The sequence below is a fragment of the Bdellovibrio sp. SBM16 genome (assembly GCF_056175625.1).
Window position 1 is genome coordinate 133,657 of the sequence record NZ_JBJKJG010000007.1, and the last position, 14,699, is coordinate 148,355.

The 14,699-nt window shown below is 43.0% G+C and carries 13 protein-coding genes; 1 reads left to right on the forward strand and 12 read right to left on the reverse strand.

Annotated elements, in window-relative coordinates; all coding sequences use genetic code 11:
* Window positions 1-5 precede the first annotated feature (5 nt).
* The 5 genes from mpl to AC04MM_RS08900 are packed head-to-tail and all read right to left on the reverse strand — an operon-like array spanning window position 6 to window position 5,732.
* Window positions 6-1,433: a UDP-N-acetylmuramate:L-alanyl-gamma-D-glutamyl-meso-diaminopimelate ligase gene (gene mpl, locus AC04MM_RS08880; protein ID WP_475379990.1), complete on the reverse strand. Its 1,428-nt coding sequence runs from the start codon at window positions 1,431-1,433 to the stop codon at window positions 6-8.
* A 37-nt stretch (window positions 1,434-1,470) separates the two neighbouring features.
* The gene (locus AC04MM_RS08885) at window positions 1,471-2,529 is read right to left on the reverse strand and encodes a serine hydrolase domain-containing protein (RefSeq protein ID WP_475379991.1); all 1,059 of its coding nucleotides are present in this window, start codon (window positions 2,527-2,529) and stop codon (window positions 1,471-1,473) included.
* Window positions 2,519-3,478 (reverse strand): S66 peptidase family protein, encoded by a 960-nt coding sequence (locus AC04MM_RS08890; protein WP_475379992.1) that lies wholly within the window; start codon window positions 3,476-3,478, stop codon window positions 2,519-2,521. Before AC04MM_RS08890 ends, AC04MM_RS08885 begins: the two co-directional genes overlap by 11 nt.
* Window positions 3,459-4,760 carry an adenylosuccinate lyase gene (purB, locus tag AC04MM_RS08895; protein ID WP_475379993.1) on the reverse strand — a complete coding sequence of 434 codons (1,302 nt, stop codon included), beginning with the start codon at window positions 4,758-4,760 and terminating at the stop codon, window positions 3,459-3,461. The genes AC04MM_RS08890 and purB overlap by 20 nt, the downstream gene beginning before the upstream one ends.
* A 3-nt stretch (window positions 4,761-4,763) precedes the next feature.
* Window positions 4,764-5,732 carry a hypothetical protein gene (locus AC04MM_RS08900; protein ID WP_475379994.1) on the reverse strand — a complete coding sequence of 323 codons (969 nt, stop codon included), beginning with the start codon at window positions 5,730-5,732 and terminating at the stop codon, window positions 4,764-4,766.
* 96 nt (window positions 5,733-5,828) lie between these two features.
* Between AC04MM_RS08900 and AC04MM_RS08905 the strand changes: the two genes are divergently transcribed.
* Entirely contained in the window at window positions 5,829-6,626 is a 798-nt protein-coding gene (locus AC04MM_RS08905) for an outer membrane beta-barrel protein (protein ID WP_475379995.1), read from the forward strand.
* On the opposite strand, the gene AC04MM_RS08910 is transcribed toward AC04MM_RS08905, so the two are convergent.
* The 7 genes from AC04MM_RS08910 to AC04MM_RS08940 are packed head-to-tail and all read right to left on the reverse strand — an operon-like array spanning window position 6,623 to window position 14,603.
* A complete protein-coding gene (locus tag AC04MM_RS08910) occupies window positions 6,623-8,008 on the reverse strand; it encodes a sodium-dependent transporter (RefSeq protein WP_475379996.1) in 1,386 nt (461 codons plus the stop codon). The genes AC04MM_RS08905 and AC04MM_RS08910 overlap by 4 nt on opposite strands.
* The gene (gene der / locus AC04MM_RS08915; RefSeq protein WP_475379997.1) at window positions 8,008-9,375 is read right to left on the reverse strand and encodes a ribosome biogenesis GTPase Der; all 1,368 of its coding nucleotides are present in this window, start codon (window positions 9,373-9,375) and stop codon (window positions 8,008-8,010) included. Before der ends, AC04MM_RS08910 begins: the two co-directional genes overlap by 1 nt.
* The gene (gene era, locus AC04MM_RS08920) at window positions 9,356-10,273 is read right to left on the reverse strand and encodes a GTPase Era (RefSeq protein ID WP_475379998.1); all 918 of its coding nucleotides are present in this window, start codon (window positions 10,271-10,273) and stop codon (window positions 9,356-9,358) included. The genes der and era overlap by 20 nt, the downstream gene beginning before the upstream one ends.
* Window positions 10,270-10,992, reverse strand: coding sequence for a ribonuclease III (gene rnc, locus AC04MM_RS08925; protein ID WP_475379999.1), 723 nt, complete (start codon window positions 10,990-10,992; stop codon window positions 10,270-10,272). The genes era and rnc overlap by 4 nt, the downstream gene beginning before the upstream one ends.
* The gene (gene mtaB / locus AC04MM_RS08930) at window positions 10,989-12,341 is read right to left on the reverse strand and encodes a tRNA (N(6)-L-threonylcarbamoyladenosine(37)-C(2))-methylthiotransferase MtaB (RefSeq protein ID WP_475380000.1); all 1,353 of its coding nucleotides are present in this window, start codon (window positions 12,339-12,341) and stop codon (window positions 10,989-10,991) included. The genes rnc and mtaB overlap by 4 nt, the downstream gene beginning before the upstream one ends.
* The gene (gene mnmA / locus AC04MM_RS08935; protein ID WP_475380001.1) at window positions 12,326-13,423 is read right to left on the reverse strand and encodes a tRNA 2-thiouridine(34) synthase MnmA; all 1,098 of its coding nucleotides are present in this window, start codon (window positions 13,421-13,423) and stop codon (window positions 12,326-12,328) included. Before mnmA ends, mtaB begins: the two co-directional genes overlap by 16 nt.
* Window positions 13,416-14,603, reverse strand: coding sequence for a cysteine desulfurase family protein (locus tag AC04MM_RS08940; RefSeq protein ID WP_475380002.1), 1,188 nt, complete (start codon window positions 14,601-14,603; stop codon window positions 13,416-13,418). Before AC04MM_RS08940 ends, mnmA begins: the two co-directional genes overlap by 8 nt.
* Between the last annotated feature and the right edge of the window lie 96 nt (window positions 14,604-14,699).

The following is a 14,699-nucleotide window of genomic DNA, read 5'->3' on the forward strand; positions in this document are numbered from 1 at the left end:
CTGTTTTACCCTAAAGCTGCAAAAAGCTTTTGATAAATTCCGTCAAAGCCACCGTTTGACATAATCAAGATAACATCTTTTGGCTTGGCCGTTTGTTTTAAATACTTAACGATGTCATCGGCAGAGGCCATCACGTGCGCCGGCTTATTCTTCTTTTTTAAATCAGCTACAAGTTCTGCTGAAGAAAAACGGTCGGTCTCGGCAATCTTACCCTGATCAAAGGCTTCGGCGATAATGACTTCATGGCCTTCACTGAACGCATCGACGTAATCTTTTTGAAATACTTTACGCCGAGACGTCGCAGAGCGCGGTTCAAAAACTGAAAACACTTTGCGGTTTTTATATTTATTCTGAATTGCCAGCACCGTTTCTTTAACTGCGGTCGGATGATGTGCAAAATCTTCGATCACCAGGATCCCGCCCGGCTCACCTAACACATCCTGACGGCGCTTTACGCCGGCAAACGTAGATAAACCTTTCATCACACCATCAAGCGGCAGCTGGTTAGCAAAAGCCTGGGCCACGACCGCCGTCGCATTTAAAATATTATAACGACCGGTCATGGTTGTGACAAAATCAGCCAGCTTTTCACCGTTATGTGTCACTGAAAACTTGGTATAGCCTTCAGTTTCTTCCAGAACTTCACAGACAAAATTATTAGATTTACCAAAACCGTATGAAAATTTATTTTTAATCTTGCAGTGATCAGCCACTTCACAAACGTTTTTATCATCACCCCAGAAAACAAAATTGCCGTTGTCTGGTATGAGTTTCATTAAACGCAAGAACGCGGCCTTAACGGCTGCAAAATCTGCATAGATATCAGCATGATCAAATTCAACCGAAGTTAAAATCACATTATGAGGACGGTAGTGAATAAATTTCGGAACTTTATCAAAGTACGCCGTATCGTATTCATCTCCTTCGATAACAAACACATTCTGCTTCGGATTTCTAAAACTTTGCGAAAAGTTTTTTGCGATTCCACCAATTAAAAAACCCGGTTCAAACCCGGCTTGATCCAACACCCAAGACATCAAAGATGTAGTCGTCGTTTTTCCGTGCGTTCCAGAGATCACATAAGATATACGCTCATCAATAATAAACTCGCCCATGGCTTGCGGCAGTGAACAGTAAGGGATATCCAGCTTAACCATTTCTTGTGCCTCTTCATTGCTGGCTGAAATAACGTTTCCGACAATAACAAAGTCGGGCTTAGGGGTAAGATTCACTTTACTATACGGTTTTTGAATCTGGATTCCTAAACTCTCAAGCTGAGTCGACATTGGCGGATAAGGATTTGAGTCGCTGCCGGTTACCTTATACCCTTTATCTTTTAATAGCCCTGCCAATGAGGCCATTGCCGTACCACAGATTCCCATTAAATGAACATGAGAACCCGGTTTGATTGATTTTAAACTTTGCTGAGCCATTATCTAAATCCTTTTAGATGGGTTAAAATAATTTTTACTAAATTGTTCGTTTAATCGCCTCGTAAATCCAAGAATGAATCTGAGGACGCAGTTGCACATAGGCGCGGTTTTCACGGCCGTAATTTACACGATTACTTAAAGCTAATACCAGTAAATCCTGACGGGGGTCATACCAAAACGATGTTCCGGTAAAGCCGGTATGTCCGATCGAATGAATCGAAAAATGCGGGCCACAACTTGCGTTTTCAATTGAAGGCATCATATAGCCCATTGCCCAATCCCCGACTTCTTGATCGATCGCACGGGCCGCAAATAACTGCGCAGTCTTTTGTTTGATCTTATACCTTGCAATTCCGTGTAGCTGAGAGCGCAAATTCAAGCCAAAAGCTGATACGTCATCGATGGAACCAAACAGTCCGGCATGCGAAGAAACGCCTCCCAGTGCCCATGTATTTTCATCATGGACTTCGCCGCGCATGACTTTATGCCGAAACGGACACTCCTCAGTTGGAGCATAATGACTGATATCGTTTAGCGGCACATTATCAACATGAAAATCCAGGGATGTGGTCGGATAGAAATCGTTTTTAGCTTCTTGCCAAACCTGCAGAAGATCTTTCTTATAAAAAGCTTCAAGGATAAAACCCAGAGTCATAAATCCTAAATCTGAGTACACGGCCTTGCCGGTCGGCTTCAACTCGGTGTTATTAATCTCTTTAAACAACCACAGGCGTTTAGTCTGCCAAGAATCATTTAAGCGGATATCTTTATAGAACGGACGCCACCACTCTAGACCTGATGTATGAGTCAGAAGCTCGGTGACCTTCATCTGGGCAAAAGCAAAATCCGGAAGAATGTCTTTTACTTTGGTTTCTAAATTCCACAAGCCCTGGTCGTAAGCCCGCATCATGGATTGCTGCGTAAAAATAACTTTGGTTAAAGAAGCCAGATCATAGATAGGAAAAGTTTGTCCAACCTGAATATCACAAATCATACGGCCGTGATGATAGGCGCGTACAACAACCCCGGGAGTCACATCCTGAATTGCAATCTGAAGTTTTTCGATTAAAGCACGTTCAATACTGTTATGGCGCATAAGAATAAACTACCATGTTAGGTTTTTTGTCACAAGTTAGCACTGCACGCGTATTAAAAAATAACGGACGCTGGACGACGGCGTGGCCGGACTCTACTCCTGAAAAAACCGGGATCTTGGTTTGTTGAGCAAAACGCAGCAATGTTTCCTGCACCAGACTTTGCCCGTTGGCTTCTAAACCATCGGTAAAATCACCAAACACCACGGCCGCTACATTGGTAAAAACACCGGCCTGGCTTAGGTGCTGCAAAAAGCGGTCAATTTTATACCCCCGCTCGCCGATATCTTCAAAAAACAAAATCACGTTATCTTTTTTCTGATACTTTGGGTGCAACTTGGTTCCGACAGAAACCATGAAGGTGCAAAGATTTCCACCGCGCACCGTACCTTTAATGACTTTGCGCTTTTTTGCTGCCGCATTCATCGCGGTCAAATCAGTAAACGATACAGCGTTTTTCTCGCCGGTAATCGTTTGAATAAGTTCAGCTTCTACCGCTGCAGGCAATTTGTTTTGCCCGACACGGTCAAGCAGTGACCCATGTAAAGATGGCCATCCCCATTTTTGATTCAAAAACTGGTGCATACTGGTGATGTCGCTTAAACCAATAAACAGTTTAGGCGGCGCTTTTTTCTTGAGCTTTAGCATTTCCGGCCAGAGACGAAAGCTGCCGTAACCGCCGCGTAAACACCAGATCGCTTTTGAATCTTTGGCGTAGAGGGCTTTTTTTAAATCCTGAAACCGGAAGCTGTCCGAATTAGAGAGGTATAAATCTGGCTGCAAGATATGCGGATTAAAGCGCGGCTTAAACCCCATACTTTCAATCCACTTAACCCCCAAACGAAAATTTTCTTCAGAACAGGCCGAGGCCGGCGCAACGATATCAACGATATCGCCACGCTTAAGAAAAAAGGTGTCTGTTTTTGCTGATTTACGAGATGACTTTTTCATACTTCTTTAATCTTTTCTGAATTGCATCGGTGTAACGATCACCGGAGAATAATGTTTTTAAATCTTTATCTGAAAAATACTTTTTAACCGCTTTATCTTTAACGATCGCATCTTTTAAATGCGCACCGCTTGTCAGACCATGGGCTAATTTTTGGATAACAGCATAGGCCTCTTCACGAGAAAAATTATGTTTCTCGACCAGGTGTAATAATAAATGCGAACTGTAAAGTACACCGCCTAACAGATGAGAATTGTTTAACATTTTCTCGCTATCAACAAACAACCCGGATAACAAAGTATTCATGCGGCGAACGATATAGTGAGTCGCCGTAAAACTATCTGCAAAAATAACACGTTCATTTGAAGAGTGAGAAATATCGCGTTCATGCCAAAGCGGAATATTTTCAAATGCAGTCCAGGCATAGCCTTTGATCAAACGTGCAAGGCCCGTGATATTTTCGGCACTGATCGGATTTTTCTTATGCGGCATCGCCGACGACCCCTTCTGGCCCGGCGTAAAACCTTCGATAACTTCTGAAACCTCACTGCGCTGCAAGTGCCTTAGCTCAATAGCCAGGCGTTCTAGACCTGCCGCCAAATAGGCCAAAGACATAAACACTTCGGCGTGCCGGTCACGTGGAATCACCTGGGTGGCAAAGGGCTCAACTGTAAGCCCTAACTTTTTAGCAACCTCGGCTTCGATATCCATATCAAATGATGCCGATGTACCCACAGCACCTGAAAGTTTACAGATTTTAAATTGCTGATGCGCCTTTTTAATACGAGTCTCTGCGCGCGATATTTCCGAATAAAAGCCGGCCAGCTTAAAACCGAAGGTCGTGATTTCGGCAAAGATTCCATGGGTACGTCCGGCACATACTGTTTTTTCATGCTTTTTGATCAATCTTTTCAGCGTGGCCTTCAATAATTTAATCTCTGCTTCGAGAACGTCAAAAGCTGCCGACATCTGCAAGCTCAGAGCAGTATCTAACACATCTGAACTGGTCAGACCGAAGTGAATAAAGCGGCCGTTTGGCCCAACCGTTTCCGCGACCTGGCTGACAAAAGCAATCACATCATGCTTGGTCGTTTTTTCGATCTCCAAAATGCGGGCCAGATTAATCCGGCTTTTTTTCTTAATATCCTGATAGGCCTTAACCGGAATCAAACCCTTCTGGCTCTGCACTTCAGCCACAACCGTTTCTACCTGTAGCATGTAGTGAAATCTATTTTCTTCTTGAAAAATATTTTTCATTTCTTCGGTTTGATATCGACTAATCATTAATTAAACCCTTTGATCTGCACTTTTAACTTTATGCTTTTTATTAAATTCACGCGAAAACTGATTAAACCATTTGTAAACATTCTGGCTTGAGTAAAAACTAAAGCACGGAAAGCCAGAAACACGAGCGTTAGCATTGACCTGTAGTTTATGGCTGTTAGCTACGTGCAGGGTGTAATCGGCAAGGCTTACAAACGACAGACTGGCAAAACCAAACCGCGACTCAATTTTTTTACGCAAACGATCTTGAAAATCATGATGAAATTGTTGATTTAAATATTGATGCTGGGGGATCAGAGTCCAGATACTTAGCTGGCCGTCCCGCGGCTGCAGGTAAAAACAATTATCAAAAATTGACTGGTAGTTGCGGTCTTCCAGATACCAGAAATCTTCACGGGTAAAGTCAGCCGACATCTTGTAATTGTAGCTTACCCAAATCAGATCCGACCTATCCGAGCTTTTAACGAGTGGCGCTGATTTTTCTTTGACAAACTCCAGACAGGAATCCGTCTGCTCGATAAACAAATGATCAAAACTTACCAGCCCTTTGTTTTTGATTTCGAGCTGAATATTCTTAGCTTGCTTATTAAATTTCAAATCCACGACATCTTCTTTGACAAAAAACTGAATGGGATCGTTGGAATCAGATATAACCAGCGACGGCGGCAGCTCTTTGCTGAGATTTAAATCTTCTAAGAAATAATCTTTTAGTCGCTGGATAAACCCCTCGGTTAACCGGTAATTCTGTTGATGGGCATGAACCGAATTATCCTCTGGGTTAAAATAATGAACGACGCCGTTATGGTACATCCGGTGCTGATCAAAGGCTGCAAAGGCTGTATTTTTACTGTGATCTAAAATTAAGTACGAAACCTCAACCCCGAGGGACCTGAAAAGCGAGCTATATTTTACAGCATTTGAGCTAGATGAAATGACCAATGAGCTGAGCATAACAAAAATTAAACCAGCCATAGGTAAATTGCACAATTGAAGATTGAAAATCTAACGCCCGTAGACTTAACCTGTTGATCATAGCTTCAGCTTACCCCTATACTAAGAATTAAGAACATGAAAAAACAGCTTTTGCGCCACATCTTAAGATTTCTTTTTGCATTCGTTTTAGTCACAGCGGGTCTGTTCATCCCGACGACCACACTGGCACAAACAACGGCACCAGAAGCCGATGACTCTTTCGATCCGTTTTCTGATTACAATGACTTTGAGCAAGAGACAGATGAAGAAGCAGATATTCATTTTTTACGCAATGGCCGCTATCTGACCCTGGGATTATTGGCAGGCTACCGTGGTTTTACCAAGGGTTTTGCCGAGGGCTACGAGCCTTCACTAAACTATGGTGTGCAGTTTAGTTATTTTTTCGATCTAAATCTGGCAGCCGCATTAAGTTATTCAACTGGCGATCATGGCGTCGCTTTTCAAAGTTTTGATGACACGGGCTTAACTGACCCGAGCCAGTCTTACACCGGAACGGTCAATATCCAGATTTTCGATATTCACCTAAAATACTACATTAACACCGACAACGTCACAAAAGGTCTTGCTGAACTGAACCCATACCTGATGGTTGGAACCGGAATGTTTGTCAGAACCTATAATCTCAACGAAAGTTTCGCCAATGACCCGGATAAAGTTGTCGGCTTTCGCTTAGGCGGCGGTATCGAGATCCCGCTTGTGCAGCGCCGTTTTTACATTGGCGCACAGGGCTTATTTAACTATGTACAGTTTCCGGATGAAAACAATTACTTCATCGACGAAGGCGGTTCAGGCAACCCGAACTTAAAAAGCATATCACCGCATTTAGACGGTGATATCTTTGAAGTGAATCTGATTTTAGGTACGAATTTTTAGTTTCTGACCAACGCAACGATCTGCAAGATAATACCGATCGCTATCAGCGCCGGAGCCACGTATTTTAAGATCGCCTGCCAGTAATTAATCAAAGCATAGCTGGATTCTGACTTTTCATCTAAGAACAAATCCTTTTGATCCGCCAACGGCAGGGCTTTAAAAAATAAAAAAGCCATCCCTAAACCAGAAATCGGCAATAGATAGTTGATCAGGAATGAATCGATATTTTCAAGCAGCGTCTGATCAAAGAGTTTGATGTTCTTTAATCCAGAACCAGAAAAGGCCGGAATAACCGTAAATCCGAGCGTAATCAGAATAATCAGCCAGATTGATGTTTTGCGGTCAGACTTTAAGTATCTCTCCGAATAATTTGAAGCCAGAGTTTCAAGCAGCCCGACACTGGCATTAAGTGCTGCGGCCCAGAGACAGATAAAAAACGCCAGCCCAAACAGGGCGCCGAACTGGATTTTCATAAACAGGCGCGGCAGAGATTCAAACAATAAGCTTGGATCGGTAAGAGGTTTTTCGCCGATCGCAAAGGCAATCGGAAACACCAGTAAAACCGAAAATAACGAGATCATCACATCGACCATCATTACGCGAAAGCCGACCTTTGGCAGATGATCTTCATCTTTAAAATACGATCCGAATGTGACCAATGCCCCAACCCCGATAGATAAGGTAAAAAACACGTGCCCGATGGCATGGCCCAGCGAGCGTAAGTTAAGTTTTGAAAAATCTGGATAAAAGATAAATCGCAACACTTCAGGTGTCGAATCGAGCGAAAGTGACCGCACCAATAACATTGCAAATAAAAAGACAAACACCGGGATAATAATCGTTGTAAGAATTTTTTCAAAACGATTGGTCATTCGCTGCCCTACGATCAACGCAGCTATAATTAAATGCACCGAAGCCAAGGCAAACTGTAGCCAACCATTATCGGTTAATACCTTCATATTCAGAGACGAAATATACTGAAGCGTATCGCCACGAAAAAAACCGACCACAAACTGGGTGATATAGTGCAAAACCCAGCCGCTGATCACCGAGTAATATGACAAAATCACCAGCGTGATGAACAGCGTAAGCCGAGAAATCCAGAAGTATGGTTTTTTATGGGTTGTTGAAACACGCTGGGTAATTTTTAACAGGCTGGCTTCCGATTTTTTACCCAACATCAGCTCAGCAATCAAAATCGAAACACCGACCGTAAACGCCAGCAGAAGATACAACAGAATAAAAGCACCGCCCCCGTTTTCACCGGCCACGTACGGGAAACGCCAGATATTACCAAGACCGCAGGCAGAACCCACAGCCAGAAGGTAAAATGCGAAGCGGTTTCGCCACAGAATTTTTCCGGTGAACTTGTTATTAGGCATTATAAATTACTTTCACCGCCGCGACGAGATTTCATACAGAAAATTCTGATAGGAATTCCGTGGAGGTCAAAACGCTCTTTCATGTTTTTGATCAAGAAACGGCGGTATGAATTATCAACGCCTTCCGGATGATTACAAAAGGCAATAAACGCCGGTGGCTTTTGGTAGGTCTGGGTTAAGTAATAAAATTTAACATTCGTGTGTCCCCATACCGGAGCCGGAGCTTTACGGATGGTTTCAAAGAAAAAGTCGTTTAATTCAGACGTTGAAATTTTTAAACCACGCTTGTCAGCCACACGCTCGATTTCATCAAATAGATCTTTTATGCCATGGCTTTTCAAAGCACTGGTAAATACCAACGGCACATCGACAAAAAAGTGAAATACCCGGGCGATCTGCGCACGGAATGTTTCACGGTAACTCTCGATTTCTTCCTGACCTAAGTCAGATTTGTTGGCCACCACAATCACACCTTTATGGTCATCTAAAATCGCCTGCATGATCTTAGCATCCTGCTCCGAGGGACCAAGGGTTCCGTCAATAACCAGCAAGACAACATCAGCACGACGGATAGATTCCTGTGACTTAAACGCAGAAATGATCTCGATATCTTCTTCCCGTTTTGACTGACGACGAAGACCGGCCGTATCAACCAGGATATAATCACGGTCATTATAATGAAATGGAGCATCGACCGAATCAATAGTCGTTCCCGCAATATCACTCACTAACATCCGGTTTTGCTTTAAAAGACAGTTACAAAGTGATGATTTACCCACATTTGGTTTGCCGACCATCGCAATACGCAATGACTTGCCGGTTTCTTTCGGAACTTCCGGAACATTTTTAACGATCCACTCCAGCACATCACCGACGCCCCGGCGTTGCTCGAAGCTTGCATCGATAACATCTAAACCAAATTCATAAAAATCAGCTTTTTGCATGTCGGCTTCATGGGCACGGTCAACTTTATTGATAACCAATAACATCGGCTTACCAGTCTGTTTGGCGATTTTGATAATATCACGGTCTTCGGGCACTAATCCGACACGGCCATCCATTACACAAACTATGTAATCCACCGAAAATAAAAACTCGGTCACTTGTTCTTTGATCAGTTTCGAAAATAAATCCGAGGCCTCTGTCACACCGCCAGTATCGATAAGATCAAATTTCTTACCCCACACATCCACCGGCTGAATTAAGATATCACGGGTTACACCCGGCTGATTTTTTACCACCGCTTTACGTGAATCAGTTAGAATATTAAAAAGCGTAGACTTACCGACATTCGGACGGCCAATAATAGCTACCTTTGGCGAATCAACAAAACCCTCATCTGAACCATTATTCTGAATCAACGACATACTTCAACTCTTTCAGGGTTTGTTTATTCTCAAACCAATTTTCTTTAACTGTTACATTTAATTCTAAATACACTTTTTCGCCCATTAACGCTTCGATTTCTTTACGCGAAATCTGCCCGATCTCTTTGATTACCGAAGCGCCTTTTCCGATAAGAATCGGCTTATGTGATTCTTTGCCGACCATGATATCCGCGTAAATTTTAGGGCACGGCTTGGCATCTTCGTCGAACTTTCTGATTTGCACCGCCAGCTGATAAGGAATTTCGTGCGTCAACACTTCAAAGCATTTTTCACGGATAATCTCAGAGGCCAGATCACGCATATTTTCGGTAGTAAATAATTCTGGATCAAAAAGAGGCTTTTCTGATTCCGGAAGAATTTTAATCATCTCTTTTAGTAATTCTTGGCGTTCCGGATCTTTGTGCTTCTTATTGGAAACTGTTAAAGCACGGCCACCAAATTTTTCAACCAAACCGCGTAAAATCATCACCCGGTGTTCAGTTTCTTTAAGGTCTACTTTCGTGATCACAGCTAACCAAGGCTTTCTTGATTTTGAAACAAGCTCTAAGATCTCTTCATTTCGCTCAGCTGTATCTTCATCTACCGACAGTACGGCAACAATTGCATCCGATGATTTAATAACGTCATGAGCCTCTTTTTCTAAAAAGGTATTAAGTCCAGATGTTGATTTTACCAGCCCCGGAGCGTCGATAAAAACAATCTGTCCTTCTTCGGTTGTATGCAATCCTGTAATACGACGGCGGGTCGTTTGTGGCTTTGGTGTTACAATCGACACCTTTTCTTTAACCAAAAAATTTAATAACGAACTTTTGCCAGCGTTCGGTTGTCCGATCAGGCCTAAAAATCCGGCTCTGAATCCTGCTTTTGTCTTAATCATATATTTTTCCTCTTGGCCTGGTCATTTTCTAACGCTTGCATTAACTGCTGAGCGGCACTTTGCTCGGCAGCTTTTTTACTCTTACCCGTCGCACGAAACTTCTCAACAGATTTGCCTTTTTCATTTAAGAAAATCCCGACTAAAAACTCTGGGTTATGCGACGGACCTTCAGTACCAATCAACTGATACTCTGGGGTTCCTAGTTTTAATTTTTGTGTCAGCTCTTGCAGACGTGTTTTGTAATCACGTTCAAACTCAAGATCTGGTTTAATTTGTTCTATATCTGCCTTAAATTCTTTCTGAATCCATGCTTTGATCTGTGCAAGGTCAGAATCTAGATACATCGCACCTAAAATAGCCTCGTAGACCGAACAAAGAATTCTTGGTTTTAAATTTGATTCCTGCTCTTTTTCGCCCGGACCCATGATCAATAGACTATCTAGTTTGAAAGCTAAAGCTTTTTTGGCAAGCACATCCTGGTTGACTAGGCTTGCACGTTTTTTTGATAACATCCCTTCATTGTCCTGCGGAAAGATCTGCATCAACTGTTCTGCTAAAACAAAACCTAAGATGGCATCCCCTAAAAACTCTAAACGTTCGTTGTGAGACATTCTTCTTTTATCGTTAATGCAATAACTTTTGTGCGTTAAAGCTTCGACCAAAAGTCCGGGTTTTTTGAACTTGTAATTGATTGCCTGTTCTAAACTTTGCGGAGTCATAAAATAACCCCTTCTAACTGGCCTTCGCCGGTTTCAAAATTTACTCCGGTAATTTTAACCTGCAGCTCTTTGCCGGAAAGCTCTTTAAGTTTTTCTTCACTTAAGTTTAAACGCACGGGCCAATAATTACGCGTTAAACCTTCGGCCTTTCTTGAGGCCTTATTGAGAATCAATGTCTGGTGCACATTGCCGACCTGTTTTAACGCCTCTGCCTGAAAGCGATGAAGACTTAATTCACGCAAACGCGCTGCCCGCTCTTTACGGACATGATGCGGAACCTGTTCCATCACTGCAGCGCGAGTACCCGAGCGCTCGCTGTAGGGAAAAACATGCAATCTTGTCCATGGAGTTTCGCTTAAACGTTTGTAAGTGTTTTCGAATTGCTCTTCAGTTTCACTCGGAAAACCGGCGATCACATCCATACCGACAAACACATCTTTAATCTTTGAAATCTTATGTAACGCACTCTCGACGTGTTGCTCAGTGTATTTACGTTTCATCTGTTGAAGAGTCTCTGTATCGGCAGACTGAATACTCATATGAAAATGAGCACAAAGGCGCGGGTTTTCATACATGGCTATTAAACGATCCGAAATTTCAATGGGCTCTAAAGACGATAATCGAACGCGGGAAATCGTTGTTTTCGCCAGTACCGTTTCAACCAGATCGTCCATGTTTTTTCCGTTATCTTCATAGTCACCGATATGAACGCCCGTTAAAACTACTTCTTTTTTACCTTCGGCGACGACCTGATTAACTTTTTCTACGATATGAGCAATTGAAATAGAGCGGCTCTTGCCGCGCGCGTAAGGTATAATACAGAACGAGCAAAAAGAATTGCACCCGTCCTGGATTTTTAAGAATGTTCTGGTGTGCGAAGCTTCTTCACCGCCATCAGCTTCAAGCTCTTCTTTTTTAAAGATGTTCGACTTGAAAGTCTTTTGACTTAATTCACCACGAAAATGTTTTTTTAATAAATCCGGAAGCAATCCCTTATGCGAATTAGCAATGACCAAATCCGCTCCCGGAAGATTTTCAAACGCACCGGTATCAACCTGTGCGGCGCAGCCGGTAACTACGATCGTAGAAAATGGCTGCTGTGCCTTAATTTTTCGAATCGTCTTAACGGCTTCTTTGGTGGCTTCAGCGGTTACCGCGCATGTATTTAAAATGTGGATCTGTGTTTTCGCCTTGTCTAAGTTATCAAGACTTAGGCGACCAATCCCCAGTTTAAAACCATTCGTCGTCATATTCTTCTGAATAAGACCGCCATCGTAAGTATTTACCTTACAACCGAACGTGTGCACCACGAAGTCATTAGCCTGCGACGTTATCAGATTTTGATCCATCCGCCTCCTAATAGTACTTTTTCTTTTGAATAAAACACCGCAGCCTGACCAGGTGTGATCGCGCGCTGAGGTTCTTTAAATTTTAATTTATAGCCGTTTTCTGATTTTACGACTTTTGCTACCGAACCTTTGTGTTGGTATCTGATCTTTACTGACAACTCATCACCGTCATTAAAAGCACTGATAATATGCGGCTCAATCACATCAACTTCGTCGTGAAACAGGTATTTTTCTTCGCCGACCCAAACCGTATTATCGGTGGCATCGATTTTGAGAACAAATAATTTTTCGTGATAGGTCATGCCAAGACCCTTACTTTGCCCGATGGTATAATGATGAATACCGTCATGCTTAGCCATAACTTCATTTGAAGGATAGCGTTTGATCACGCCTTTTTTTGATGCAAGAACGCTTTCGGAAACCTGACCTTTAATAAAATTATCGTATCCCATATTGCCAACAAAGCAGATGCCTTGCGAATCTTTTTTCTTGGCTACAACTAAACCTTGCTGTTCTGCGATTTTACGCACCTCTGGCTTTTTTAAATGCCCGACCGGAAACAACAGCTTCGGCACGATCGCCGGATCAATCGTAAATAGGAAGTAAGTCTGGTCTTTCCAGTCGTCTTCAGAGGTTTTTATTTGGTAGTCCCCGTTGGCGCCCTGAATAATCTGTGCGTAGTGCCCGGTAGCCAGATAATCGCACTCAAGTTCTTTCATTTTTTTAACTAAGTGGTCAAATTTTAAGTAGGTATTGCAGTTCACGCACGGAAGCGGTGTCTGCCCCTGCAGATAGGCATTAACAAACGGGTCTATAACCGAAGCTTTAAATTTAGCTTCGCAGTTTAAAACATAAAACGGGATATCCAGCTTATCCGCTACTGAACGGGCATCATCGACATCCAGTGACGAACAGCATGTGCCATTACCTTCAGTGATGTCGCAGTTAGTGTAATCCCAGACCTGCATCGTTGCGCCGACAACATCATAACCTTGTTCTTTTAAAAGTGCGGCTGCCACCGAGGAGTCAACACCCCCGCTCATCGCAACCAATACTTTTTTCTTTTTCGTCTCATTAGACATTTGCATTTTCCATTTCGTTCACACTGCGTAAGTGCGCAACTATTTCAACTAAGTGGTGAATAAATAAATCAATATGTTCGCGGGTTGTACTCCAGCCAAGACTTACCCGTAGCGAATTCTGCGCCTCTTGGCGGCTAAGGCCCACGGCCAACAACACAGGGCTTGGTTCCGGGTTACCGCTTGAACAGGCAGCTCCGGTACTTACGGCAAACCCCTTTAAATCAAGACTGACCAACAGAGTTTCGCCGTCAACACCTGTGATAACCAGACTTGAAGTATTAGCCAGACGTTTTGAACTTGCGCAGGTAACACTGGTATGAGGTATTTGTGCCAGCACTTCGCACTCAAAATAATCGCGCAACTCTTTTAACTCTGCTTCTTTGACTGCAACCTGATGAAGCTGATCAAGCATCACGCCTAAAGAAGCGATACCTAAGATATTTTCGGTGCCGCCACGGCGTGAACGCTCCTGACCACCACCGTGAACCAGGTTGATGTACGGCGCGTTCTTACGCACGAATAAAACGCCGCAGCCTTTGAGCGCGTAGAATTTGTGCGCCGAGATCGTAGCGTAATCAACCCCAAGTTCTTGCAGATTAAAGTCGGTCTTACCAAAAGCCTGCACACAATCAGAATGCACCAAAACATTTTTGCTTTTAGCCAATGTCACGATTTCTTTAACGGGAAATACCGAGCCGGTTTCATTATTGGCGTACATGCAGCTGATCAGCGCAGTACGCTCAGATAATTTTTCTTTGATAAAATTAATATCTAACTCACCATCTCGGGAAACCGGGATCCAATGAATCAGTGCACCTTCAGATTCTAAAAACTGGGCGGTCTTAGTGATGCTCGGATGCTCAACCGAAGAAATCAAAAATTCATTTTTGACCGGCTGGCCAAAATGATTACCGGGGCGGTAGGTATTCCAGACGGATTTTAAAACCGTGTTATTACCTTCACTGGCTCCGGAATTAAAAATAATCTCTAAGCTTGAAACTTTTAAATAATCAGCCAGCTTCTTTCTGGTTTCACGTAAGATCGTTTTCGGACCACGCGAAGCCAGATGAATTGATGATGGATTTCCCCACAGTTGCAGTAACTGCGGCATCTCGGATAGAACCGATGGCGATAGCGGAGCTGTCGCATTGAAATCCAGGTAGATTGGTGATTTAAGCATAACCCCAGACTTGTACACGATAATGTTAAAATTGGAAAGTTCTGAAGGCTAATAACAGTTAAATTTATCTATGTAAAATTAACCATTTACAATGAA

Coding starts and splice junctions, on each gene's coding strand:
- mpl (WP_475379990.1), bottom strand. CDS start 1,433: ATGGCTCAGCAAAGTTTAAAATCAATCAAACCGGGTTCTCATGTTCAT.
- AC04MM_RS08885 (WP_475379991.1), bottom strand. CDS start 2,529: ATGCGCCATAACAGTATTGAACGTGCTTTAATCGAAAAACTTCAGATT.
- AC04MM_RS08890 (WP_475379992.1), bottom strand. CDS start 3,478: ATGAAAAAGTCATCTCGTAAATCAGCAAAAACAGACACCTTTTTTCTT.
- purB (WP_475379993.1), bottom strand. CDS start 4,760: ATGATTAGTCGATATCAAACCGAAGAAATGAAAAATATTTTTCAAGAA.
- AC04MM_RS08900 (WP_475379994.1), bottom strand. CDS start 5,732: ATGGCTGGTTTAATTTTTGTTATGCTCAGCTCATTGGTCATTTCATCT.
- AC04MM_RS08905 (WP_475379995.1), top strand. CDS start 5,829: ATGAAAAAACAGCTTTTGCGCCACATCTTAAGATTTCTTTTTGCATTC.
- AC04MM_RS08910 (WP_475379996.1), bottom strand. CDS start 8,008: ATGCCTAATAACAAGTTCACCGGAAAAATTCTGTGGCGAAACCGCTTC.
- der (WP_475379997.1), bottom strand. CDS start 9,375: ATGTCGTTGATTCAGAATAATGGTTCAGATGAGGGTTTTGTTGATTCG.
- era (WP_475379998.1), bottom strand. CDS start 10,273: ATGATTAAGACAAAAGCAGGATTCAGAGCCGGATTTTTAGGCCTGATC.
- rnc (WP_475379999.1), bottom strand. CDS start 10,992: ATGACTCCGCAAAGTTTAGAACAGGCAATCAATTACAAGTTCAAAAAA.
- mtaB (WP_475380000.1), bottom strand. CDS start 12,341: ATGGATCAAAATCTGATAACGTCGCAGGCTAATGACTTCGTGGTGCAC.
- mnmA (WP_475380001.1), bottom strand. CDS start 13,423: ATGTCTAATGAGACGAAAAAGAAAAAAGTATTGGTTGCGATGAGCGGG.
- AC04MM_RS08940 (WP_475380002.1), bottom strand. CDS start 14,603: ATGCTTAAATCACCAATCTACCTGGATTTCAATGCGACAGCTCCGCTA.